At 65.3% G+C, this 23,934-nt stretch carries 18 protein-coding genes and 1 tRNA gene; 4 read left to right on the top strand and 15 right to left on the bottom strand.

Annotation, left to right across the window (positions count from 1 at the left end):
• Positions 1–3 precede the first annotated feature (3 nt).
• From epsE to LMJ30_RS16995, 8 genes are all read right to left on the bottom strand, one after another.
• Positions 4–801, bottom strand: coding sequence for a polysaccharide export protein EpsE (gene epsE, locus LMJ30_RS17030; RefSeq protein ID WP_229433625.1), 798 nt, complete (start codon positions 799–801; stop codon positions 4–6).
• 45 nt (positions 802–846) lie between these two features.
• The gene (locus LMJ30_RS17025) at positions 847–1,878 is read right to left on the bottom strand and encodes an EpsD family peptidyl-prolyl cis-trans isomerase (RefSeq protein ID WP_229433624.1); all 1,032 of its coding nucleotides are present in this window, start codon (positions 1,876–1,878) and stop codon (positions 847–849) included.
• A 125-nt stretch (positions 1,879–2,003) separates the two neighbouring features.
• On the bottom strand, positions 2,004–2,969 hold the full coding sequence (gene fcl, locus LMJ30_RS17020; protein ID WP_229433623.1) for a GDP-L-fucose synthase: 966 nt from the start codon (positions 2,967–2,969) through the stop codon (positions 2,004–2,006).
• 3 nt (positions 2,970–2,972) lie between these two features.
• Complete coding sequence (gmd, locus tag LMJ30_RS17015) at positions 2,973–4,088, bottom strand: GDP-mannose 4,6-dehydratase (RefSeq protein WP_229433622.1); 1,116 nt, start codon at positions 4,086–4,088, stop codon at positions 2,973–2,975.
• A 189-nt stretch (positions 4,089–4,277) separates the two neighbouring features.
• A complete protein-coding gene (locus LMJ30_RS17010; RefSeq protein ID WP_229433621.1) occupies positions 4,278–5,660 on the bottom strand; it encodes an undecaprenyl-phosphate glucose phosphotransferase in 1,383 nt (460 codons plus the stop codon).
• A gap of 2 nt (positions 5,661–5,662) precedes the next feature.
• On the bottom strand, positions 5,663–6,895 hold the full coding sequence (epsL, locus tag LMJ30_RS17005) for an XrtB/PEP-CTERM-associated polysaccharide biosynthesis outer membrane protein EpsL (RefSeq protein ID WP_229433620.1): 1,233 nt from the start codon (positions 6,893–6,895) through the stop codon (positions 5,663–5,665).
• Between the two features lie 48 nt (positions 6,896–6,943).
• Entirely contained in the window at positions 6,944–7,678 is a 735-nt protein-coding gene (locus LMJ30_RS17000; protein WP_307729355.1) for a CAAX prenyl protease-related protein, read from the bottom strand.
• Between the two features lie 16 nt (positions 7,679–7,694).
• A complete protein-coding gene (locus LMJ30_RS16995; RefSeq protein WP_229433619.1) occupies positions 7,695–9,599 on the bottom strand; it encodes an ATP-binding cassette domain-containing protein in 1,905 nt (634 codons plus the stop codon).
• Positions 9,600–9,778: 179 nt separating this feature from the next.
• Here LMJ30_RS16995 and LMJ30_RS16990 point away from each other — a divergent pair.
• From LMJ30_RS16990 to LMJ30_RS16975, 4 genes are all read left to right on the top strand, one after another.
• Positions 9,779–9,853: transfer RNA gene (locus LMJ30_RS16990), tRNA-Arg, on the top strand.
• Positions 9,854–10,216: 363 nt separating this feature from the next.
• Positions 10,217–10,426 (top strand): hypothetical protein, encoded by a 210-nt coding sequence (locus tag LMJ30_RS16985; RefSeq protein WP_229433618.1) that lies wholly within the window; start codon positions 10,217–10,219, stop codon positions 10,424–10,426.
• A complete protein-coding gene (locus LMJ30_RS16980) occupies positions 10,420–10,695 on the top strand; it encodes a hypothetical protein (protein ID WP_229433617.1) in 276 nt (91 codons plus the stop codon). Before LMJ30_RS16985 ends, LMJ30_RS16980 begins: the two co-directional genes overlap by 7 nt.
• 358 nt (positions 10,696–11,053) lie before the next feature.
• Positions 11,054–12,940: a hybrid sensor histidine kinase/response regulator gene (locus LMJ30_RS16975; protein ID WP_229433616.1), complete on the top strand. Its 1,887-nt coding sequence runs from the start codon at positions 11,054–11,056 to the stop codon at positions 12,938–12,940.
• Here LMJ30_RS16975 and LMJ30_RS16970 read toward each other — a convergent pair.
• From LMJ30_RS16970 to ggt, 7 genes are all read right to left on the bottom strand, one after another.
• Complete coding sequence (locus LMJ30_RS16970; protein ID WP_229433615.1) at positions 12,924–13,511, bottom strand: serine acetyltransferase; 588 nt, start codon at positions 13,509–13,511, stop codon at positions 12,924–12,926. The two genes, LMJ30_RS16975 and LMJ30_RS16970, sit on opposite strands and share 17 nt — an antisense overlap.
• 95 nt (positions 13,512–13,606) lie before the next feature.
• Positions 13,607–14,119: a MarR family winged helix-turn-helix transcriptional regulator gene (locus tag LMJ30_RS16965; protein ID WP_229433614.1), complete on the bottom strand. Its 513-nt coding sequence runs from the start codon at positions 14,117–14,119 to the stop codon at positions 13,607–13,609.
• A 24-nt stretch (positions 14,120–14,143) separates the two neighbouring features.
• A complete protein-coding gene (locus LMJ30_RS16960) occupies positions 14,144–15,790 on the bottom strand; it encodes an AMP-binding protein (RefSeq protein ID WP_229433613.1) in 1,647 nt (548 codons plus the stop codon).
• 87 nt (positions 15,791–15,877) lie between these two features.
• Complete coding sequence (locus LMJ30_RS16955) at positions 15,878–16,594, bottom strand: response regulator (RefSeq protein WP_229433612.1); 717 nt, start codon at positions 16,592–16,594, stop codon at positions 15,878–15,880.
• Positions 16,591–20,913, bottom strand: coding sequence for a hybrid sensor histidine kinase/response regulator (locus tag LMJ30_RS16950; protein WP_229433611.1), 4,323 nt, complete (start codon positions 20,911–20,913; stop codon positions 16,591–16,593). Before LMJ30_RS16950 ends, LMJ30_RS16955 begins: the two co-directional genes overlap by 4 nt.
• Positions 20,914–20,920: 7 nt before the next feature.
• Positions 20,921–22,090, bottom strand: a complete 1,170-nt coding sequence (locus LMJ30_RS16945) for a patatin-like phospholipase family protein (RefSeq protein ID WP_229433610.1) — start codon at positions 22,088–22,090, stop codon at positions 20,921–20,923.
• Positions 22,091–22,151: 61 nt separating this feature from the next.
• Complete coding sequence (gene ggt, locus LMJ30_RS16940) at positions 22,152–23,930, bottom strand: gamma-glutamyltransferase (RefSeq protein ID WP_229433609.1); 1,779 nt, start codon at positions 23,928–23,930, stop codon at positions 22,152–22,154.
• Positions 23,931–23,934 lie beyond the last annotated feature (4 nt).

Raw genomic sequence — 23,934 nt, 5'->3', positions numbered from 1 at the left:
AGCTTAGAACCAGCTTTCCTTTACCGTGATCACATCGTCGACCTGCACGATGTCGTCGTGCCTGGCGTTGATGATGGTCGGCTTGCCGCTGGCATCCTTGCGGGTGATGCGGATGCCGCGGTCGGTGCCGCGCGCGGTCAGGCCGCCGCCGGCCGACAGGGCCTGCAGCACGGTCATCGAACGCTCGACCTTGAAGGCGCCTGGGCGCTGGACTTCGCCGACGATGTAAAAGCGCGGTGCGCGTTCGACGTAGATCACGTCGCCGCCGGCCACTTCCATGTTCTGGTCGAGCTGGCCCGAACGCACCATCTGCACGATGTCGATGGTCTCGCGGGTCACGGCGCCCTTGCGGTTGCGCACCAGGCTGATGGCGTCGCCGCCTTCGGCCGACATGCCGCCGGCCATCGCCAGCAGGTCAAGCACGCTGCGCTTGCCTTCGACCGGATAGCGGCCCGGGCGGTTGACGTGGCCCAGCACCGCTACCTGCTGGCTCTGCAGCGTGGTGACGATCATGTTGACCTGGGCCTTCTTCAGGTAGCCGCCGCGCTCGAGCAGGTTGCCGATCTTCTTTTCCGCCGCCGCCACCGACAGGCCGCCGATTTCCACCTGGCCGACCAGCGGGAAGGTGATGGTGCCCGCTTCGCTGATGCGGGTCTCCAGCGCCAGGTCGGGATTGCCGTAGACCGACAGCTTGACCACGTCGCCCGCGCCCAGCGGGGTTTCGGCGGCGCTGGCCATGCCGGCGAAACCCATGCCCACTACCAGCGCGGTTGCCATCAACCAGTTTACGAGTCGTTTCATGATGTGCCCTCTTCCGTGAAAATGTTGTTGTTCAAATTAACGCGCTTACTTCAGTCCGGCTACGCCGCGATCGAGTGCCGCTTTCTGCTCGGCGCTTGTCGCCGCCGCGTCGCCGGTGGTGGCCGGGCTGGCGGCGGCGGTGTCGGCCGCGGCAGGCATGGCCGCCGGGGCCGCCGGCGCCGTTGCATCCGGCACCAGGTCCTTGTTCAGGTACTCGATCTTGGCAGTCGAACGCAGGCGCGCCAGTTCGGCATCGGCGGCATCCTTGTTCTTCTTGTTCATCAAAAACTGTTCAATCTGCTGGGCGGCGACATCGACCGTGACCGGCGCGTCGCGCACATCGGCGATCGACACCAGCAGGCTGCGCTCGCCTTCACGCACGGCGAAAATCTGGCCGTTCTGCATCGACATCAGCTTGGCCGACAGTTCCGGCGGCATGTCGGCGGTGCTGCGGGTAACGCGGTTGCGCGCGTACTTGACCTTGTTGGCGTCGAACCAGGCCGCCATTTCTTCCAGCGACTTGGAGGTTTCCGCCGCCTTCTTCGCTTCCGGCGTCAGGTCGCGCGTGGCGATGACCAGCTGCTGCATGTCGAAGGCCTTGCGCTTGCTGAAGAATTCAGGATGCGCGTTGAAGTAGGCTTCGACTTCGGCGCGGGTCGGCCTGGCCTGGGTGCCGATGTGCTTCTGCATGTAGGCCTGGGCGATAATCAGCGCCTTGGCGCGTTCGATCGCCTGCATCACCTTCGGGTCGCGGTCGAGCTTTTCCTTTTCCGCCTCGTGCTGCAGCAGCTGGCGGTCGACCAGCACGCGCACCAGTTGCTTGCTGGCGGCCTGCTGGTTGGCCGGGGCGATGTTGGCGCGCTGCAGCTCTTCGTTCAGCTGCATCGTGGTGATCTCTTCGCCGTTGACGCTGGCGATCGCCTGGCCTGGTTTTTTGGCCTCGGTTTCCTTGTCGCCGCAGCCGGTCAGGGCGGCGGTGGCGAGGATGGCGAGGATCAGTGCGGCGGCGCCAAGGGCGCGGCGCGGTGGTGGTGTGGTCTTGTATTTCATCGGGCTAGCCATGTCAGTGTTGTTCAAGATAGTTCCTCTTTTTATCGTTGGTTGGGTCTTGCCGAATCAACAATACTCTTTACAAATTTATCACGGACCCAGAAATTGGCGCGCCCCGTAGGACGCGCCCGCCTGCCTTTTCAAGCAGGAAATCAGTGCGCCGCCTGGCTTTCCAGGAAGGCGCGGTATGCGCTGCCGAGGCCGTCGGCAAGGGTGGTGCGCGCGCTCCAGCCCAGCGTGCGCAGCTTCGATACATCGAGCAGCTTGCGCGGCGTGCCGTCCGGTTTGCTTGCGTCGAACACGATGTTGCCGTTGTAGCCCACCACCTTGCCCACCAGCCTGGCCAGCTCGGCAATCGTGACATCCTGGCCGGTGCCGACGTTGATGTGTGAATGCATGGGGTCGGTGTTGTCGCAATAGGTTGCGCGGTCGAGCTGCATCACGTAGACGCTGGCCTCGGCCATGTCGTCGACATACAGGAACTCGCGCATCGGCCGCCCGCTGCCCCAGATCACCACTTCCGGCGCGGCGCCCACCTTGGCTTCATGGAAGCGCCGGATCAGCGCCGGGATCACGTGGCTGTTTTCCGGGTGGTAGTTGTCGCCCGGCCCGTACAGGTTGGTCGGCATCACGCTGCGGTAATCGGTGCCGTACTGGCGGTTGTAGCTCTCGCACAATTTGATGCCGGCGATCTTGGCCATCGCATACGGCTCGTTGGTCGGCTCGAGCGCCCCGCTCATCAGGTATTCCTCGCGGATCGGCTGCCCGGCCATGCGCGGGTAGATGCAGGACGAACCGAGGAACAGCAGCTTCTGCACGCCGCTCTTCCATGCCTCGTGCACCACATTGGCCTGCACCATCATGTTGTCGTAGATGAATTCAGCCGGATAGGTATTGTTGGCATGGATGCCGCCGACCTTGGCCGCGGCCAGGTAGACCTGGTCGATTTGTTCGGTACGGAAAAACTCGCGCACCTGGGCCTGGTCGGTCAGTTCCAGTTCGGCGTGGCTGCGCGTGACGATGTTGGCCAGGCCCTGGCCCTTGAGGACGCGGACGATGGCCGAACCGACCAGGCCCTTATGGCCGGCGACAAAAATACGTGGTTGCTCGTTCTTCAAAACTCACTCCAGTGAAATTGCTACGTTATATCCATGCGACTTCAGCAAAGCATGCCGGCGCGCCTTGTCGAGGTCATGCGCCACCATCTCCTGCACCATTTCTTCAAACGTGATGCGCGGCACCCAGCCCAGCTTGTCGCGCGCCCGGCCCGGGTCGCCCAGCAGGGTCTCGACTTCGGTCGGGCGGAAATATTGCGGGTCGACGGCCACGATGACCTGCCCCACCCGCACGCCTTTGGCGCGCTCGCCGCGCACCGCCGCCACCGTGCCGGTTTCGGCGGCGCCATGGCCGCGCCATTCGATGTCGATGCCGAGCTCGCGCGCGGCCACTTCGACAAAATGGCGCACCGAATACTGGCGCCCGGTGGCGATGACGAAATCCTCGGCCCGGTCCTGCTGCAGCATCAGCCATTGCATCTCGACGTAGTCGCGCGCGTGGCCCCAGTCGCGCAGCGCATCCATGTTGCCGAGGAAAAGCTTACCTTCCAGGCCCAGCGCGATGTTGGCCAGGGCCCGCGTGATCTTGCGCGTGACGAAGGTTTCGCCGCGGCGCGGCGATTCGTGGTTGAACAGGATGCCGTTGCAGGCGTACATGCCATACGCCTCGCGGTAATTGACCGTGATCCAGTAAGCGTACAGCTTGGCCACCGCATACGGGCTGCGCGGATAGAACGGCGTGCTTTCGCGCTGCGGCGTTTCCTGCACCAGCCCGTACAGCTCGGAGGTCGAGGCCTGGTAGAAGCGCGTGGTCTTTTCCATCTTCAGGAAGCGGATCGCTTCGAGCAGGCGCAAGGTGCCGATGCCGTCGACGTCGGCGGTGTATTCGGGGGACTCGAACGACACCGCCACATGGCTCATCGCGCCCAGGTTGTAGACCTCGTCCGGCTGCACCTCGTGCAGGATGCGGGTCAGGTTGGAGGTGTCAGAGAGGTCGCCGTAATGCAGGAAAAAATTCGGGTTCGGCGCGTGCGGGTCCTGGTAGATATGGTCGATGCGGTCGGTGTTGAACAGCGACGAACGGCGCTTGATGCCGTGTACCTCGTAACCCTTGGCCAGCAAGAGCTCGGCGAGGTAGGAGCCGTCCTGCCCGGTCACCCCGGTAATCAGTGCTTTCTTCATTCTTATACCAACCCTTCTTCAGTGCAGTGCCTACAACATGCTACGCCCTTGAGGCCATATTGAAAACATTGCAATTTTCAGATCATTCTAACGCCTCAAAACCCAAATTCAACCGCTGCGCCAATCGTGCGGAGGCTGCTTAAGCGGCGTTTAAGGAAGCGCTTGTTGGTGGAACTTTTGTTGCACTGTTCAGTGCGCGTTCTCGCGCGTCAGCACCACCTTGACCGTCTTCAGGATGATCCACAGGTCCAGCCACAGCGACCAGCTGCGCAGGTAGTCCAGGTCGTACTGCACCCGCGCTTCCATTTTTTCCAGCACTTCCGTTTCGCCGCGCATGCCGTTGACCTGGGCCCAGCCGGTGATGCCTGGCTTGACCTTGTGGCGCAGCATGTAGCCCTTGATCAGCTTGCGGTACTGCTCGTTATGCGCCACCGCGTGCGGGCGCGGGCCGACGATGCTCATGCGCCCTTGCAGCACGTTGACGAACTGCGGCAGCTCATCGAGCGAACTGCGGCGCAGGAAAGCGCCGATCGGCGTCACCCGCGCATCGTTCTTGCGCGCCTGCACGATGGTGCTGCCGTCGTCGGTCACCGTCATCGAGCGGAACTTGTAGACGATGATCTCTTCACCATACAGGCCGTAGCGGCGCTGGCGGAAAATCACCGGCCCCTTCGAGGTCAGCTTGACCGCGAGGGCAATCACCGCCATCACCGGCAGCAGCATCAGCAAGATGGCGGCGCCGAACACAATGTCGCTGGTGCGCTTGACCATGCTGTTGACGCCCATGAAGGGGCTTTCGCAGATGGCCACGACCGGCATGCCGCCGACATTGTCGAAGCGCGCCTGCATCAGGTCGAACACATACACGTCGGGCAGGAAATAGACCGAGGCGGTGGTGTCCTGCAGCGCGTCGAGCAGCTTGCGGATGCGCGGCTGCGCCGAAATCGGCTGGCTGATGAAGATCATCTTGATGTTGTGCTGGCGGACGTAGGCCGCGATGTCGTCCATCTTGCCCAGCATCGGATGGCGCAGCGCCTCCGGATGGCGCTCGTCGGCGCGGTCATCGAAGAAGCCGCGCACTTCCATGAACAGGTTGGGCTGGCGCGCGCAGTTGCCGGCGAACTTCAGCCCGGCGTTGTTGGCGCCGACCACCACCACCGAACGCACCCCGCCCTTCCTGCCGGGCCCGATCGACGAACGCCGCACCGCCAGGTGGCTGGCCAGCAGGAACACCGGCGTGGCGATAAACCACAACAGCACCACGCGTTCGTCGAAATAGTAGGACAGGCCGCTGGCCGAACCGAGGAACAGCAGCACCCCGATCGTCAGCACCCAGCCCAGCACGGTATCGCGCACATACGCGCCCATGCGCCCGCGCCGCCACGGCTTGTACGGGTCGACATGCTGGTACACCGCCGACGAAATAAAGAAGGCCAGCACCATCAGCACCAGCGAGTAGCCGTTGAACGGCTCCTGGTACAGCAGGGTCGCCACGTACAGCGTCCCCATGATGATCAGCGGGTCGAGGACTCGCTGGAAGAATGAGATCAGGGGGATATCATTGACCGTCATGCTCAGAACTGTGCGTTGGCGACCAGCGACACCGTGTTGGACTTGAAGCGGCCGAGGCCCAGGAACGGCGAACCGCTGCGCTCCTGGCGCGCCACCTGCGCCGTCACCGCCACCGTGCGGCGCGGGCTCCAGGTGGCCGACAGCGCCGCCTGCTTGAGCGAGTCGTCCAGGTCCTGCGCGGCGCCCTGCGACACGCGCGCGTTGTAGGCGCGTTTTTCGTAGCTGGCATTGGCGTCGACCCGGATCTTGGCGGTCGCGTCCCAGGTGGCGCCGACGCTGGCGCCGCGGTTCAGGCTGTAGCTGACGATGTTGCTTTCGACAGCGGAGAACTCGCGCCAGGCCGCCGCCGTGTAGCGCATCTTGCCGCGCGGCTGGTGGGTGGCCGTGATGCGGCCGTTGAAGCCGCTGGCGTCGCGTTCCGAACGCGACTTGTACTTGCGCTTGGCGTGCCCGGCCAGCACCTGCACCGTGGTGCTGCCGCTGGCGATCCAGTTGACCCGCGCCTTCAGCTCGTCCTGCTCGAAGCTCTCGTCGAGCGACAGGCCGCCCAGGATGCGCCGGTTGTCGTACTTGCCCTTGACCTTGCGCGCCACCAGGCCCACCGTGCTGCCGCTGCGCGGCAGGTAGTCGACCCCGGCCTCGTAGGCATCCTCGGTGCGGTTGTTGAAGCGCTGGGCCAGCAGCTCGTATTCGTATTTGTCATGCGAGGCGGCGGTACGGGCGCGCCAGCTCGGATGGAAGCGCCAGGCGCCGTCGAAGTACTGGCGGCGGTGCTCGCGCAGGTTGCGCTCGTTGCTGCGGAAATCGGTGTACGGCGCCAGGGTCTGCTCATAGTTCGCGCCCAGCACGCCTTCGAAGCGGTTGCCCAGCTGCCAGTTCCAGCGCGCCTGCAGGTCCTTGCCGTCGTAATCGAGCTGGTCGAAATGGTCGAACTCGACCTTGGTCAGCTTGGCCTGGGCGTAGATCTTCTGGCGGCTGTAGGTCTTGTTGAAGACCAGGCCGGCGTGGGCCTGGCGCGCCGAATCGCTGCGCTTGCCGTCGAAGGCCGGCTGGTCGTCCGCCAGGCGGAACAGGTTGTCATCGTGGAAGTAACCGAGCCCGGCCATCACATCGAAGCCCTCGTCGCCGGGGGCGGCCTGGGACACTTGCATGCTGCAGACGGCGCCGATCATCAGGGCAATCCGGCAGGCGCGCGGCGCGTGCGCGCCCAAAGTAGTTTGGAAAGGTTTCAACATATCAGCCATCTTTTTATTGATAGTGCTGCTGGAAACCGTAGCTTGCCCTTACCAATAAGTCCAGTTACCGGTAGTGACAATCCAGACGCCCAGCAGGCCGTTTGTCAAAGCATGAGCTAAAACGGGCGACCACAACGTGCGGTGCCGAACATATAGGATGCTAAAAGCCGCCCCGGCGACGATTCCAGCCAGCCAAAGGTTGTGTTCAAAGCCGAACAATAAAGTTGTGACAACAAATGCTTTCAAGCTAATTTTCGCTGGTTCAACTTTTTCAAAATCGGCGTTGTCGATCCACCGCATCAGGAAAGAGCGCCAGAACAACTCTTCCATCACCGGCACCACCAGCGCCGCGCCGAAGATGCGCACCGCCACCATCAGCCAGTCAATCCGGCCATCGGTGGTGGGGTTGAAACCGTCGGGCGAACCGATGATCATCCAGTCCGCGTCCAGGCTGACCCACAGCACCAGCACCACCGCGCCAGTGACCAGCGCGGCGATGGCCGCGCCCAACCCCAGGCGGGCGTCGCGCAATTCGGTGTAGTGGCGGCGGAAGATGACCAGCATCAGCATGACGGCGCTGATTTTGACGGCGTAGAGCCATCTCAAGTCGTGGGCATTCCATCCGAGGCGGCCAAGCAGGTCGGCCACCAGGATGAACAAGATGTAGGTGATGAACGGCAGGATCCGCGCCCACGCGGCGCGGCTGAACATCGGTGCTTCTGCGGCGGACCCGTCGCCTGCGGCACTGGCGGACGCGGGCGGCGTCTGGTCTTTCTCTGGCATGGCTCTCCTTGGTTAATTACCCATTCGTGCGAGCCTCGATCTCCTCCCAGCGTTCGAGCGCCACCAGCAGCTGCTCTTCGATCTCGGCAAAGCGCGCGTTGATGCGGCGCGCGTCGGCCGGGTTGGTCTTGTAGAAGTCGGGGGCGTTGAGCTGCAAGGTGATCTGGCTCTGCTCGTCTTCGAGGCTGGCGATCAGCAGCGGCAGCTCTTCAAGCTCGCGCTGTTCCTTGTAGCTCAACTTTATTTTTTTTGCAACAGGAGCGTCTACCGTGCTCGCCGCCGCGGCCGGCTTGGCGGCCGGTTTGGCCGGCGCCGGCGCCGGCGCCTGGGCCTTGACCCGCTCCCAGTCGCTGTAGCCGCCGACGAACTCGCGCCAGCGTCCCTGCCCCTCGGCCACGATCACCTGGGTGACCACGTTATCGAGGAAGGTACGGTCGTGGCTGACGAGGAACACGGTGCCCTTGTAATCTTCCAGCAGTTCTTCCAGCAGTTCCAGGGTATCGATGTCGAGGTCGTTGGTCGGCTCGTCCAGCACCAGGCAGTTGGCCGGCTTGGCGAACAGGCGCGCCAGCAGCAGGCGGTTGCGTTCGCCGCCCGACAGCGACTTGACCGGCGAGCGCGCGCGCTCCGGCGCAAACAGGAAGTCGTTCAGGTAGCTCATCACGTGCTTGCGCTGGCCGTTGACCTCGACATAGTCGCTGCCCGGCGCGATGGTATCCATCAGGCTCGCTTCCTCGTTGAGCTGGGCGCGCATCTGGTCGAAGTACGCCACCTGCAGCTTGGTGCCGAGGCGGACCTTGCCGCTGTCGGCGGTTTCCTCGCCGAGGATAATCTTCAGCAAGGTGGTCTTGCCGGCGCCGTTCGGGCCGATCAGGCCGACCTTGTCGCCGCGCAGGATGGTGGCGCTGAAGTCCTCGATGATGACCTTGTCGCCATAGCGCTTGGAGATGTTTTCCATGTCCGCCACGATCTTGCCCGAACGCTCGCTCGACCCGACGTCGAGCTTCACCTGGCCCTGCTGCTCGCGGCGCGCGTTGCGCTGCAGGCGCAGTTCTTCAAGCCGGCGCACGCGGCCCTCGTCACGGGTGCGGCGCGCCTTGACGCCTTTGCGGATCCACACTTCTTCCTGCGCCAGGAACTTGTCGAACTTGGCGTTCTCCACTTCCTCGTTTTCCAGCAGTTCCGCCTTGCGCGACTGGTAGGTGGTGAAGTTGCCGGGGAACGAAAGGATGCGGCCGCGGTCCAGCTCGATGATGCGGGTGGCGACGTTATCGAGGAAGCTGCGGTCGTGGGTGATGAACAGCACCGAGCCCTTGAAGTCGCGCAGCAGGCCTTCCAGCCACAGGATCGACTTGAAGTCGAGGTGGTTGGTCGGCTCGTCGAGCAGCAGCACGTCGGGCGCCGACACCAGCGCCACCGCCAGCGCCACGCGCTTTTGCATACCGCCCGACAGGGTGCCCATCAGCATGTCGCCGGACAGGTTGAGGCGGTCGAGCGTGGTGTCGACCTTGTTCTGCATGCTCCAGCCGTCGCAGGCGTCGAGCTTGACCTGCAGCTCGTGCATGCGTTCCATCAGGGCGTCGTCGTCGCCCTGGCCGAACTGGCCGGTCAGGGTTTCGTACTCGGCCAGCATGGCGGCCTGGTCGCCCATGCCGGCGGCCACCGCGTCAAACACCGAGGTCGACGGATCGAACACGGGCTCCTGCTCGACATAGGCGATCTTGACCGACTGCTGCATCACCAGGAGGCCGTCGTCGAGCTTCTGGCGGCCGGAGATCACTTTCAGCAGCGAGGACTTGCCGGTGCCGTTGCGGCCGATCAGGCCGACCCGTTCGCCGGTTTCAATGGAAAATTCCGCGTGATCGAGCAGCGCGACGTGGCCGAACGCAAGTTGCGCCGACGAGAGGGAGATGACAGCCATGACTAATTTACCGGTGCGAGGCCATGCAAAAAAGCAGGGCCGGAATGAAAGAAAGACGCATTGTACCGATAGATCGGGCACGCCATTCTATTTGTCGCCCGTCCTCGGCTATAATTGCGCTCGGTTCACGACACCGGCCCGGCCTTTTCCGGCCCGGCCGATCGCCGAACCCGAGAGTCCTCCCCGTAGCACAATGGATAGTGCACATGCCTCCTAAGCGTGGGATACTGGTTCGATTCCAGTCGGGGGGACCAGTAGTTGCACCGAACGACTGGGCGCTCCATCTGTGACTCTCCACGCCATTCGTTACAAGCTGCGAATCCGCTTGTTCCACTCCAAACTATCCCAACGCCAACATTTTGTTGGCGTTTCTGTTGGCATCTCGACATCGAGGCTGGATGACCAACAGGGAGATGCAAACCACCACAGATACGTTTCACCGGCAAGCAAAGGGCACAGCGACGGGAGCCCAGGAATGCTGGTGGCTCGTCAATGCGGCGCCGAGAATCTGACCGCCTCAACAGTTTCAATCCTCACACATTGTCACAAAGATATTTTTCTTGCTTTTTGGTTACAAAACCGAGACTATGTTAGTTGGCGCACATAAGGGGATGGAGATGAAAACAATAGCACTCGTTGTTACGGCGGTGGTTTTAGCATATCTGGCTTACAAGTTGTGGGCGATGTTCGCCAAGGACAGTGCAGCGTTGGCCGCTATTCCCGATGACCAGTTGATCGGCCATTACAAATGGGAGTTGGCTGAAGGGCGCGACGGCAAGAAGTACGCTGCCGAGTACGAGCGGCGGCACGGTGGTTTGCCGTGCTAGCTAATATCGGTATGGCGTTGGCCGTCGCCATTGGATCCTATTTCATCTGGATGCTTGCTCGCTTCGTGCTGCAACTGCGCGCTGCACTGACCGATGCCGCCGCCGGCTCTTGGGAGTCGACGGGGGACGATGACATCAGCTCCATTGCCAGCATGGAGTACGTCCGCGAAGAGATCGTGATTCGGAATGGCCACGCCTCCCATGTCACACTCCTGGCTCCCGACCATCAGTCGCTGCCACTTTCGTCCGCGCCTCATCCTGTTGCCTGATATTAAAGATCAGCGCGCCGTGGCTGTGCGGCGAATGGATGGCTCATAGCAGTGGAAGATTGCTGCCGGCTTTATTGGTATCTCCGTTGCAATTCACGATCCCACATAGGGAAGTGAATTCGCAACGGAGCGAACATTCCCCTCGTTTCACCGCACCCGTCAAGCTACCACTGCCACTGCTCAGCAGTGAAGCACGGTTTTGCCTGTTGCTTTACAATTGCCAAATAGTTACGGCCGAAAACGACCGTGAATTTTGCCCAGGGCGAATGCCTCGGGCAAACGTACTCGAGCCTGAACGCCAGCAAGCGCACGCTTGGCCGCGTCGCGTCGCGTCAACCTCACGAGGACACCCTGCAACATGACCAACCGGATTCCCTCCCTTAACCAGGAGCAGCGCCAGCAACTGTTAATCTCGAGCATACGGGATTACGCCATTTACCTGTTGGACGCCGAGGGCCGTGTCAGTTCCTGGAACGCCGGCGCCGAACGGTTCAAGGGCTACCAGGCCGACGAAATCGTCGGGCAGCATTTCTCGCGCTTCCATACGCCGGAGGACCAGGCCAGGGGCGTGCCGGCCCGGGCCCTGCAGACCGCCCGCACCGAGGGCAAGTTCGAATGCGAAGGCTGGCGCGTGCGCAAGGACGGGACCCGGTTCTGGGCCAGCGTCGTGATCGACCCCGTGTTCGATGGTACTGAGCTGATCGGGTTTGCCAAGATCACCCGCGACATCACCGAGCAGAAGGCCGCCCGCGACGCGCTGCACGCCAGCGAACAGCACTTCCGCCTGCTGGTGCAAGGGGTGGTCGACTACGCCATCTACATGCTGTCGCCAACGGGCGAGGTATCGAACTGGAACGCCGGCGCCGAGCGCATCAAGGGCTATTGCGCGGCCGAGGTGATCGGCTCGCACTTCTCCCGTTTCTACACGGAGCCCGACCGCGCAGCCGGCATGCCGGCGCTGGCGCTCGCCACCGCCGAGCGCAGCGGCAAGTACGAGTCCGAAGGCTGGCGCGTGCGCAAGGACGGCTCGCGCTTCTGGGCCCACGTGGTGGTCGACCCGATCCGCGACGATAGCGGCACCCTGCTTGGCTTTGCCAAGATCACCCGCGACGTCACCGAACAGCGCGAGGCCGCGCAATCGCTCGAGCAAACCCGCGCCGCGCTGTTCCAGTCGCAAAAGATGGAAGCGATCGGCCAGCTGACCGGCGGCATCGCGCATGACTTCAACAACTTGCTGTCGGTGGTGGCCAGCGGGCTGGAAATCATCAAGGCGCAAGGCGGCGGCGGCGTCGACCGCAGGGTCATCGACAGCATGAACCGCGCGATCGAGCGCGGCGCGTCACTGACCCAGCAGTTGCTGGCGTTCGCGCGCCAGCAGCCGCTGGCGCCGGAAATCCACAACATCAACAAGCTGATCGAGGGATTCGAGAGCGTGCTGCGGCGCGCGGTCGACTCCTCGGTCGACTTCCAGTGCCGCCTGGCTGCCGGCCTGCCTAACGCGTGCATCGACGAGGCGCGCTTCGAAACCGCGATCCTCAACCTGGTCGTCAACGCGCGCGATGCGATGCCCGACGGCGGGCGGCTGCTGCTGGAAACCCGCGCCGTGACACTGGACTCCCACAATTCACTGGCGCCGGGCGACTATGTCGAAGTCATCGTGATCGATTCCGGCATGGGCATGCCGCCCGATGTCGCCGCGCGCGTTTTCGAGCCCTTCTTCACTACCAAACCCGTTGGCAAGGGGACCGGGCTGGGCCTGGCCCAGGTGCACGGATTCCTCGTCCAGTCCGGTGGCGACATCACCGTCGAGAGCACGCCGGGCAAAGGCACCACTTTCCGGATCCTGCTCCCTGCCAGCGCCGGGCTCGAGGGCAAGGCCCCGGCCGCGGGAAGCGGGCGCGAAAAGGTGCTGGTGGTCGAGGACGAGGAAGACCTGGCCCTGCTGGCGGCAACGCTGTTCGAAAGCCTCGGTTATGAGGTGCTGATTGCCAATAACGGCAAGGATGCGCTGTCGATGTTGGAGCGCAATCCGGATGTCGACGTGGTGTTCAGCGACGTGATGATGCCGCACATGTCGGGCATCGAACTGGCGCGCATCGTGCGGCGCGCGTATCCGGCCGCGCGCATCGTGCTGGCGTCCGGCTATCCGGTGCCTGCCCTGCTCGAGCAGCAAGGGGACATCGACGAGTTCCCTTTCGTGTCCAAGCCCTACCGCCTTCCCGAGATCATCAAGCGCCTGCGCTGACGCCGGCCAGGTGCGCAAGCACGGCCGGGTCGCTGACCGGGCGCCAGCTGCCTTCATCGAAGTAGCACCACTGGCCGCGGAAGCTGTAGAAGCGGTTATCCATGTGCTCGCGCCCGGCCACGGTGCGCTGCTCGCCGCTCAGCACGACGCTGTTGTCGGGCACATCCTTGTACACCACGGCGTTCGCGCCGATCCGCACATTGTTCCCCACCCTCACCTTGCCGACGATCTTGGCGCCGGCCCCGATGTAGCAGTTGTCGCCGATCTCGGGGGCGCCGAAGCCTTTCGACCCGGCCAGCGTGTTCGAGCCGATCGTTACCTGCTGGAAGATCACGGCGTTCCTGCCGACGCTGGCGGCGCCGGAAATGAAGATGCTCTTGATCCCGTGCGGGAAACAGGGTTCGCCGGCGAAGCTGGCATTCCATGCGACCGAGCTGCCGCATTCGTACTGCAGCGCCCCCCACAGCTTGACCATCAGCTGGCGCGCGCGGGGATGGCGCGCGGCCACGATGCGCTGCTTGAGCTTCCACTCCGAGCCGAACAGCAGGGTAACCAGTGCCTTGAACAGCATGCGTTGCTCCGTCCTGATGATGAGTCAGGTATTTTGCAACGAGCTGGACTGTGGAGGGTGCACGATAGGTCGGGAGGGCGCTGCAGCCCACTCAACTACGCGCCGTCCCCATCCTGCGCATCGAGGCCTTGCTTCATCTGCGCCAGCAGCCCGATCATCTGGGTCTTTTCCGCCGCCGACATATCCTTCAGCATCGATGCAATCCAGCCCTCATGCACGACCGCCATTTCGGCGAAAGCGCGGCGCCCCTCGTCGGTCAGCTTGACGCTGTAGCCGCGCCGGTCGGTCCGGTGCGGCACGCGCACCACCAGCTGTTCGCGTTCGAGCTGGTCGGTGATGCCGGTGACATTGCCGCCGGTGACCATCATGCGCCGGGACAGCTCGCCCATGCGCAAGCCTTCCGGGTGGCGCTCAAGCTGCGCCATCAGGTCAAAGCGCGGCAGCGTGATGTTGAAGCTGGCGCGCAGGCGGCTGCGGATCTCGTTCTCGATCCGCACGGTACACGACAGCATGCGCAGCCACAGCTTGAGCGACTGATGGTGGTCCTCAGTCAGCCGGCTGGCAAGGTCGGGATGGTCGGCGTCATCATTATCTGTTTTATCGCGCATCGCTTCCTCACCTGGAGCAGCGGGTTATGGGTTACGCAGCTTGAACCGCTGCAGCTTGCCGGTCTCGGTACGCGGCAGCTTGTCGGCAAATTTCACCGAGCGTGGATACTTGTACGGCGCAATGCCGGCCTTGACGAAGTTCTGCAGTTCCAGCGCCATTTCGGGCGACGCCGCGAAGCCCGCCTTGAGCACCACATGGGCCTCCACCACCTGCCCCCTTTCCTCGTCGGGACATCCAACCACCCCGCATTCGGCGACCGCCGGATGGCGCAGCAGCACGTCCTCGACCTCCGCGCCGGCGATGTTGTAGCCGGCCGAGATGATCATGTCGTCGGTGCGCGAGCGGTAGTAAAAATAGCCGTCGGCGTCCATCTCGTATGCGTCCCCGGTCAGGTTCCAGCCATCGACCACGTAGTTCAGCTGGCGCTCGTCGGCCAGGTAGCGGCAGCCGGTCGGCCCCTTGACCGCCAGCCGCCCGACCACGCCCGGCGCGGCCGGCCTTCCCTGCGCATCGAGCACGCAGGCCTGGTAGCCAGGCACCGGCTTGCCGGTGGCGCCAGGGCGGATGTCGGCGCCGGCGGCCGAGATAAAGATATGCAGGATCTCGGTGGCGCCGATACCGTCGATCATGTCGAGGCCGGTGGCGGCCTGCCACGCATCGCGCGTCGGCAGCGGCAGCGCTTCGCCGGCGGAGACAGTTTCGCGCAGGCTCGACAAGTCGTACTTGCCGGCCAGCGGCGCCATCTGGCGGTAGAAGGTGGGCGCGGTGAAGCAGATCGTCGCGCGGTATTTTTCGATGCTGGCCAGGAGTGTTTCGGGCGTCAGCTTTTCCAGCAGCACGCCGGCGGCGCCGATCCGCAGCGGGAACAGCAGCAAGCCGCCGAGCCCGAAGGTAAAGGCCAGCGGCGGCGTGCCGATAAAAATATCGTCCGGCTGCGAACCGAGCGTGTGGCGCGGGAAGCAGTCGCAGATCGCCAGCACGTCGCGGTGGAAGTGCATCGTCCCCTTGGGCACGCCGGTGGTGCCCGAGGTGAAGCTGATCAGGCAGACGTCGTCGGCGGCGCTGTCGCATGCCGCAAAAGGCGCCTTGTGCCGCGCAGCCAGCGCTTCCAGCGAACCTTCATTGCCCGGATCATTGAAGAACACCGTGCCGCGCCTGACGTTGCCAGGATCGGCGCTCTCGATCGCCGCATCGATTTCCGCGCGCAGCGATTGCGCGCACAGCACCGCGTCGACCCTGGCCTTGTCGATGATGGTGGCAAGCTCGCGTCCGCGCAGCAGCGGCATGGTGGGCACCGCGATGCAGCCGGCCTTGAGCACCGCCAGCACGGCGGCCGCCATCGCCGGGTTGTTAGCGCCGCGCAGCATGACCCGGTTGCCGGTGACCAGTCCCATGTCTTCGCGCAGCACGTGGGCGAAGCTGTCGACGCGCGCCAGCAGCTGGGCGTATGTCAGGGTTTCGTGCTCGCCGATGACGGCGGTGCGTCCGCCCTCGCCGCGCGCAACGGCGGCGTCGAGCAGCTCGGCGACACAATTAAGCCGCTCGGGATAGCGCAGTTCGGGCAGGTCGAACAGGAACTCAGGCCATTGATCCGCGGGCGGCAAATGCTCGCGCGCGAAATGGTCGGCATAGCCGGATGGACTCAGTTCTGCTGCGGTCAAGCTTGCCATGGTCGCCCCGGGATAAAGGTTGAGTCGGATGTGTGGCAGGAACTTTAAACCTAAACTATACCCTCAGCAAGTGCTATTTGATCCCCGTCAATTGGCCGCCATCAGGGTCCGCGCAAGGCCGGCCTGGGCCATCGCGGCGCGCACCGCGTCGGCCAGTACCAGGTGCACGCGGTCGCCTTCATAGCCGCGCTGGCCAAGTGCTTCAAAGGCGTCGGCGGCGCCAAGCAGGCCGAGCGTGACGCAGCCCGTATGCAAGCGTTCGATGCGCGCGCGCGCCGCCTCCGCTTCGCCGCGCGCGGCCATGGCGTCGATGTCGCCGCTGGCCGCGGTCAGCTGCACCTGGAAGCCGCCCAGGTAGGCCAGCAGCCGGCGCGCGTCGATGCGCAGGCGAGCCATGGTGGCCGCAGGCGGTTCGGCGCGGTGCACCCAGCCGGCGGGCGGGTCGGAAAACGCGGCAAGGTGCACTTTCACCTGGCCCGCCTGGAATGGCTTGACGATAAACCCGGCCACGCCGAGGCTGGCCGCCTGCTCCAGGGTGGCGGTGTCGGTGCTGGAAGTGACGAGGATGAAGGGCATCGCCTCGAAGGCGGGATCGGCGCGCACGCGCGCCAGCAGCTCCATTCCGGACAGGCGCGGCATGCGCAGGTCGCAGAACAGGATCGCGGGACGCAGCCCCGCTTCCAGCTGGTCCCATGCATCCTGGCCGTCGGCGGCCTCGATGATGTCGTACCCGCCGCAACTGTCCACCAGGTGCATCAGCACCATGCGCGAGACTACATCGTCATCCACTACCAGCACTTTCATTCAATTCCTCCAGAATTCGTTGGGGCCATTTCATAGTCGGCCAGCAGCGCATACAGCCGCGGCAGCGCGTGTTCGAGCGCCTGCCAGTTGCCCGCATCGGCGGCGCTTTCCAGTTCGCCGCACAGCGCGTGCAGTGCGCCCGCGCGCAGGTGGCCGGCGCTGCCTTTCATCCCGTGCAGCAGGCGCGCCGCGGTGTCGTGGTCGCGCGCGGCGACCGACGCCTCCAGCTCGGCGCGGCGCGCCGGCAGGTCGGCGGCGAACGCCGCGCGGATGCGGCGCTGCAGTGCCTCATCCGGCAAACCGGGGCCACGGCCGCCGTCCAGGGACGGCGTACCGGTGACCACGCCGAACATGGCGTCAAGGTCGCTGGTGCTCGGTCCTTGCGGGGGCATCGGCGCCAGCGCCACGCCGCGCGCCAGCTGGCGCACCACGGCGTTGCCCAACTGGGCGTACAGCGCCGCTTCGTCGATCGGCTTGGTCAGGAAATCGTCCATGCCGGCGGCCAGGTAGCGCGCCCGGTCTTCCTCGCTGGCGTTGGCGGTCAGCGCGACGATCATGACGCCGGGGTCGCGCACCGGCGCATCGGCCGGGCCGCCCGCGCGGATCAGGCGCGTGGCGCTGGCGCCATCCATTTCGGGCATGCGGCCATCCATCAGGACCAGGTCGTAATCGGTGCGCGCGCATGCCGCCACCGCCAGCAAGCCGTTCGGCACCACATCGGCATAATGGCCGAGGTCTTCGAGCATCGTGCGGATGATGATCTGGTTGGTCGGGAAGTCCTCGGCGCACAGCACCGTCAGGCGGTGCGAATGCGGTTCGCGCGGCGCCTGCGGCGCCTGCTGCGGCCGGCTGCCGTCGGCAAGCGGCAGCACAAAACTGAAGGTGCTGCCCACTCCTTCAGTGCTCTCGGCAGTGACGGTGCCGCCCATCAGCAGCACCAGCTGGCGGCAGATCGCCAGTCCCAGTCCGGTGCCGCCATAGCGGCGGGTGGTGGTGCTGTCGGCCTGCTCGAACTTCTGGAACAGCCGCGCCAGCGCTTCCGGCGCGATGCCGATCCCGGTGTCCTGCACCGAAAAGCGGATCATGTTGACCATGCTGGCCGCATCGGGCGCCGCCGCGCGTTCGACCCGCAAGGTAACGCTGCCCTGCTTGGTGAACTTGAAGGCGTTGCCGACCAGGTTGACCAGCACCTGGCGCAAGCGGGTCGGGTCGCCCACCACAAAGCGCGGCAGGCCTTCGCCCAGCTCGATGGCGAAGTGGACGCCCTGCGACGCGGCTTGCTCCTCGAAAAGGCTGGCCACGGTTTCGATCTTTTTCTCGAGGCTGAAGTCGATGTGCTCCAGCGCCAGCTTGCCCGCTTCGATCTTGGAAAAGTCCAGCAGGTCGTTGATGATCGCCAGCAGCGAGCGGGCGTTGGCCTGGCCGCGCACCACCTGTTCGCGCGTGGCCGGCTGCAGCTTCTGGTCGCGCAGCGCAAAGCCCAGCATGCCGATCACGCCGGCCAGCGGGGTACGCATCTCGTGGCTCATGTTGGCCAAAAACTCCGACTTCTGGCGGGTCGCGTCCTCGGCCCGGCGCTTGGCCAGGCTGAGGCGTTCGGACAGCACCGAAATGTCGCGGTGCGCCTGTTCGACGTTTTCTTTCTGGCGCTGCACTTCTTCCTTCTGGCGCTCGGCGTCGGCGCGGCGCCGCTCGGCCTCGGCGCGCTGGCGGTCCGCCTCAAGGCGCTCGGCTTCCAGTTCGCGTTTCTGCTGTTCGAGCAGGCGGTTCTGCTGTTCGATCTCCTCGGTGCGCGCGCTGACCTGGCGTTCGAGCAGCAGTTTCTGGCGGCGCAGGCCGGACATCCGCCCGCGGTAGGCCAGCCAGGCGGCGCCCAGCAGCATCAAGGTGGCCAGGGTGCGGAACCACCAGGTCTTCCATACCGGCGGCAGGACCGTGATGACCAGCGGATCGCCCGGCACGCCCCAGACGCCGTCCTTGTTGGCTGCCTTGACCCGGAACGTGTAGGTGCCGGGATCGAGGTTGGTGTAAGTGGCGAAGCGCCGGCCCGCGCTGGTATCGACCCAGTCGCGGTCGAAGCCTTCGAGCTGGTAGGCGAAGCGGTTGCGCTGCGGCGCGGCGTAATGGAGCGCCGAGAACTCAAGCGAAAACACCGAATCGGAAGCGTCGAGCGTGATCGCGCGCATGCGCTCGACCGGTCCCTTGACGAGCCCCGGGCGCGCCAGTTCCACCGGCTGGTTAAAAATCTGGAACCCGGTCACCACCGCGCGCGGCGGGATGCGGTTGTCGGTGATGGCGCGCGGGTTGAACGCGGTGACGCCGTTGAAGCCGCCGAAATACAGCGTGCCATCCGGCGCGCGCAGGGCCGAGCCGTCGAAGTAGGCGCCTTCGATGGTGCCGTCGATGGCGCTGTAATTGCGCCACTTGCCGGTCAGCGGCTCGAGCCGCGAGATGCCGGTATTGGTGCTGACCCACAGGAAGCCGGCGCTGTCTTCGAGGATGGCGGCAACCGCATCGTCGGACATGCCGTCGCGCACGGTGTAGCGCTGGAAGCTGATTTTGCCGCGCGCATCGATACGCATGCGGTTCAGGCCACCGGCGGTGCCCACCCATATCGTGCCCTTGCTGTCTTCGAGCAGGTAGTGGACTTCGTCATGCGACAGGCTGGCCGGGTCGTTGGCGTCGTGGCGGAAATGGCGGAACGTTCCGGTGGCGCGGTCCATCAGGTCGAGGCCATCGAAGGTGCCGACCCAGAAGCGCCCGCGGCGGTCTTCGAGGATCGGGCGCACCACGTTATCGGCCAGAGAGGCAGGATCGGCCGCGTCATGGCGGTAGCTGGCAACGCGCCGCGTCACCGGGTCAACCTGGTGCAGGCCGCCGCGGGTGGCCACCCATACCTGGCCGGCGCGGTCGGCCAGCATGCCGCGCACCTTGTCGCTTTCAGGGTCGCCCAGCGACATGCGGGCAAAGCGCCCGGTGGCGGGGTCGAAGCGCGTCAGGCCGCTATCGCCGCCCACCCACAGGCCGCCGTTGCGGTCGCGCGCCAGCGCCCCTGCCGCCATGTCGGCCAGGCTGTTCGGGTTGTCCGGATCGTGGCGGTACACCCGCGCCATGCCGGTCAGCGGGTCGTAGTGATTCAGCCCGCTGTTCATGCCCAGCCACAGCTTGCCGTTGCCGTCGTCGAGGATCGCGCGGACCTTGTTGCCCGACAGGGCGCCTGGCGCGTCGGGCTGGCGCCTGATGCGCGAGAAGCCGCCGCTGTTGAGGTCAACCCGGCTCACGCCGGCGAACCAGGTGCCGACCCACAGCGTGCCGACGCGGTCGCGGTACAGCGCGGAGATGCGGTTGTCGGCGACGCTGTGCGCATCGCCCGGGAGGTGGCGGTGGCCCTGGAAGCGTTCGGCGCGCGGATCCCAGCGATACAGGCCGTCGGCGTAGCTGCCGACCCAGATGCTGCCGTCGGCGTCCTCGTACAGGCTGGCGATCACCCCGGCTTTCAGGCCGCTGGACTGGCCCAGCCGGCGGCGCTCGATCCGCTCTTTGGCATCGCGCACGTCGCCGGTGCTGCGTTCCAGCCCGCCCATGCTGCCGATCCACAGGGTCTGCTGGGCGTCGACGATCAGTGCCTGCACCGCGTTGAAGCGCAGGTCGCCGTCGGCGGCCGGATGGTGCACGAAGCTGCGCGAGCCCGGCGCCAGGCTGTCCAGGCCCGTCGCGGTGCCCACCCACAGGCGCCCGCCAGCATCGACTGCCAGTGCGTTGACCTGGTCGTCGGCCAGGCTGGCCGGATCGCCCGGCACGTTGTGCCAGACGGTGAAATTGCCGGTTGCGGTATCGAGGTGCTGCAGTCCGTCGCTGGTGGCGACCCACAAGCCGTCCTCGCCGTCGTCGGTAATGGCGCGGATGTGCCGGTTGCCGTTGCCGCGCCGGACCGTCTCCTGCGGGAAGTAATGCCGGAAGCTGTTGGTCTTCGGATCGAAGCGGTCGATGCCGCCGTCGGTGCCGATCCACAGGTCGCCGCGCGCATCGACATGCAGCACGCGCACCCAGTTATTGACCAGGCTTTTCGGATTGTCGATTTCATGGCGGTAGACCACCACCCGGTAGCCGTCGAAGCGCGACAGGCCGGCCTGGCTGCCGAACCACATGAAGCCGTCGCGGTCCTGCACGATCGCCAGCACTGATTCCTGGGCCAGGCCATGCTCCACGCTGAGGTGCTCGAAACGCAGCGAGCGGGTTGGCGCAACCGCCTGGCTGCCCGCGGCAAGCATCCAGAACAGCGCCACTACGGCCAGCAGTTGTTTCATGGTGTGGTTCATTGATTCCTCATGAAGCGAAGAAGGCCAGCACATCGTCCTTGCGCTGTTCGGTATCACGGCGGCCAAGGGCGATCAGTTCGCGCGTATAGCTCGCCTCGAACAGCAGGTAAGACGCCAGCGCCGAGCCGCGCGCTTCGGTGGCGCCGATTCCCGACAACAGCGTGCGCACCGGCGCGGGCAGGCTGGCGACGTGGCGGCTGGCGATGTCGTCGAGCCGCTCGGACGGCGCGATTACCAGCAGGTCGACCGGCTTGAGCGGGGTCATGTCGCGGTACTCGCCCGGCAGCAGCGACAAGGTGAGGTTGATGCGGTTCAGGCGTTCGATGTCGACCGCAAGGCTGTCGAGGAAGATCGAGGACATCGCGTGGCCGGCGATCTGCGCCAGGCTTGGATAACTGGGATTGGCCGGGCCGGTGTGCGGGGGCTCGGCGAGGCGTCCGGCGCCGACCACCAGCACACGGGTCGCGCCCAGGTGGATGGCCGGCGAGATTGGCGCCAGCTGGCGCATCGAGCCGTCGCCGCAGTACTCGTGGCGCCCCTCGGTGTACAGCGGCACCGCCGGGAAGATGAACGGGATCGCCGACGAGGCAAGCAGGTGCTCGACGCCGATCTGCGCCTGCATCGCGATGCGCTGCATGCGCACCCACGGCGCGATCTCGGTGGCGGACTGGTAGAAGGTGATGTGGTTACCGGCCGTGTACGACGAGGCCGTGACGGCCAGCGCATGCAGCAGGCCTTCCGACAGCGCGGCGTCGAGGCGCGGCAGGTCGAGCATGCGGTGCAACAGGCCGACCAGCGGCGTGTTATCGAGCAGCGAGGCAGGCGGCGCGGCGCGCCATTTGCGCAGCAGCCAGCCGAAGGACAGCAGCGACAGCCAGCGCGCGCCGGAACGCAGCACGCCGATCGAGTCGGCGCGGTAGACCTGTTCGACCGCGATGTTTTCCCACACGTCGAGCAGCTTTTGCACGCCCTCGCCGAAGTTGTCGGCGCGGCAGGCCAGCGCTGTCGCGTTCATGGCGCCGGCCGACGTGCCGCAGATGATGTCGAAAGGCGAGCGCGCGGGCGCCCAGCCGGCTTCCCACAAAATGCGCGATATGGCCTGCAGCACGCCGACCTGGTAGGCCGCGCGTGCCCCGCCCCCGGTCAGAATCAGCCCGGTTTTCTGATTTAATCCCATACAGCAAGGTTATCAGGCTCTGCCCTGCTTGCGGTAGCAAAACTTACTGCATGACGGCGTCTCAGTCGCCCTTCGCAACGCCTTCGCGGCGCGGGTCGGCGCCGCCGAACCAGTACTGCTGGCCGTGGATGGTCAGGCGCTGGATGCCGTGCAGGCCGGAGTTCATGTCGTAGCTGCGCAACTGGTGGCCGCGCGCCTTCAGCGCTTCATGCACGGCGGGTGAAAAGCGCCCTGCTTCCAGCTCGGTGGGACCGTTGCGGCTGCCGAAGTTCGGCAGGCTGATCGCCTGCTGGACGTTGAGGCCCCAGTCCAGCGTGCCCACCAATACCTTGGCCACGTAGTTGATGATGGCCGGGCCGCCCGGCGAGCCAACCGCCAGCACCAGCTTTTTCGTCTTCTTGTCGAACACGATGGTCGGCGACATCGCGCTGCGCGGGCGCTTGCCCGGCTCGACCCGGTTGGCCACCGGGCCGTTTGCGTCGCGCGAGTCGAACGAGAAGTCGGTCAGCTGGTTATTCAGGATGAAGCCGCGCACCATCTGGCGCGAGCCGAAGGCGTCTTCCACCGTGGTGGTCATCGACAGGCCGGCGCCGCTGCCGTCCATCACCACCAGGTGCGAGGTCGATGGCGTTTCGATCGCGTTATCGAGTCCCCACGCCACGTCCATGCCGGGCGGCGTGCCGGCGGTGGCCACGCCCATCGACTTCTCGCCGATCAGCGCGGCGCGCTTGGCCAGGTAGGTTTTGTCGAGCAGGCTGGGGATGCCGCGGCCAGGCAGCGGAATGAAGTCGGTATCGGCCGCATAGCGGTTGCGGTCCGCGTAGGCCAGCCGTCCGGCTTCGGAGAACAGGTGCACCGCATCCGCGCCGACCTTGCCGTCGACTGGCGCCAGCGCGCGCATGTCCTTCGTTTCAAGGATCCCCAGCATCTGCGCCACGGCGATGCCGCCAGACGATGGCGGCGGCATGCCGCACACGGTGAAGGCGCGGTAGTCGTTGCAGACCGGCTTGCGCACCTTGGCCTGGTACCCGGCGATGTCGGCGGCGCTCAAGAGGCCAGGATTGGTCGGGTGGGCAGCCACCTTGGCGGCGATATCGCGGGCGATGTAGCCTTTGTAGAAGGCGTCGGCGCCGCCGGCGGCAATTGCGCGCAAGGTGTCGGCCAGCTCCGGATTTTTGAGCAGGTGCCCGACCGGCCATGGCTTGGCGGCCTTGTCGTAGAAGTAGGCCGCGGCGACCGGGTCCTTGCGGATATGCTTGTCCCACTGGAGCATGCCATTGAGCCGCTCGCTGACCGGGAAGCCGCGCTCGGACAGCGCGATCGCCGGCGCGAACAGCGCCTTCCACGGCAGCTTGCCGTGCTCCTTGTGCGCCATTTCAAGCATGCGCAGCACGCCCGGCGCGCCGACCGAACGGCCGCCCACCACGCCGTCAAGGCGTGAGACCGGCGAACCGTCGGCCTTTTGGAACAAGGTTTCAGTGGCCTTGGCGGGTGCGGTCTCGCGGCCGTCGAATGCCTGCACGTCCTTGCCGTCGTAATGGACCAGGAAGGCGCCGCCGCCGATGCCCGACGACTGCGGCTCGACCAGGGTCAGCACCAGCTGGGTGGCGATGGCGGCGTCGATGGCCGAACCGCCCTGGCGCAGGATCGTGTAGCCGGCTTCCACAGCCAGCGGGTTGGCCGCCGACACCATGAATTTTTTGGAGGCCCAGCCAGCCTTGTCGGTGTAGTTGATGCCGACTTCGGGCGCCGCCTGCGCCGCGTCCTGCGCCAGTACGTGCACCGGCGCGAACGCGCCCGCCAGCAGCGCAGCGAGCGCCAGCATCTTCAACTTGACCATGAAT

The sequence above is a fragment of the Massilia agrisoli genome, assembly GCF_020831365.1.
Classification (GTDB): domain Bacteria; phylum Pseudomonadota; class Gammaproteobacteria; order Burkholderiales; family Burkholderiaceae_D; genus Telluria_A; species Telluria_A agrisoli.
This window is presented reverse-complemented; position numbering and strand designations above follow the sequence as displayed.

Coding starts and splice junctions, on each gene's coding strand:
- LMJ30_RS16965 (WP_229433614.1), bottom strand. CDS start 14,119: ATGCGCGATAAAACAGATAATGATGACGCCGACCATCCCGACCTTGCC.
- LMJ30_RS16950 (WP_229433611.1), bottom strand. CDS start 20,913: ATGAACCACACCATGAAACAACTGCTGGCCGTAGTGGCGCTGTTCTGG.
- LMJ30_RS16970 (WP_229433615.1), bottom strand. CDS start 13,511: ATGCTGTTCAAGGCACTGGTTACCCTGCTGTTCGGCTCGGAGTGGAAG.
- gmd (WP_229433622.1), bottom strand. CDS start 4,088: ATGAAGAAAGCACTGATTACCGGGGTGACCGGGCAGGACGGCTCCTAC.
- LMJ30_RS17000 (WP_307729355.1), bottom strand. CDS start 7,678: ATGCCAGAGAAAGACCAGACGCCGCCCGCGTCCGCCAGTGCCGCAGGC.
- LMJ30_RS16955 (WP_229433612.1), bottom strand. CDS start 16,594: ATGAAAGTGCTGGTAGTGGATGACGATGTAGTCTCGCGCATGGTGCTG.
- epsE (WP_229433625.1), bottom strand. CDS start 801: ATGAAACGACTCGTAAACTGGTTGATGGCAACCGCGCTGGTAGTGGGC.
- ggt (WP_229433609.1), bottom strand. CDS start 23,930: ATGGTCAAGTTGAAGATGCTGGCGCTCGCTGCGCTGCTGGCGGGCGCG.
- LMJ30_RS16975 (WP_229433616.1), top strand. CDS start 11,054: ATGACCAACCGGATTCCCTCCCTTAACCAGGAGCAGCGCCAGCAACTG.
- LMJ30_RS16960 (WP_229433613.1), bottom strand. CDS start 15,790: ATGGCAAGCTTGACCGCAGCAGAACTGAGTCCATCCGGCTATGCCGAC.
- LMJ30_RS16985 (WP_229433618.1), top strand. CDS start 10,217: ATGAAAACAATAGCACTCGTTGTTACGGCGGTGGTTTTAGCATATCTG.
- LMJ30_RS16995 (WP_229433619.1), bottom strand. CDS start 9,599: ATGGCTGTCATCTCCCTCTCGTCGGCGCAACTTGCGTTCGGCCACGTC.
- epsL (WP_229433620.1), bottom strand. CDS start 6,895: ATGTTGAAACCTTTCCAAACTACTTTGGGCGCGCACGCGCCGCGCGCC.
- LMJ30_RS17010 (WP_229433621.1), bottom strand. CDS start 5,660: ATGACGGTCAATGATATCCCCCTGATCTCATTCTTCCAGCGAGTCCTC.
- LMJ30_RS16945 (WP_229433610.1), bottom strand. CDS start 22,090: ATGGGATTAAATCAGAAAACCGGGCTGATTCTGACCGGGGGCGGGGCA.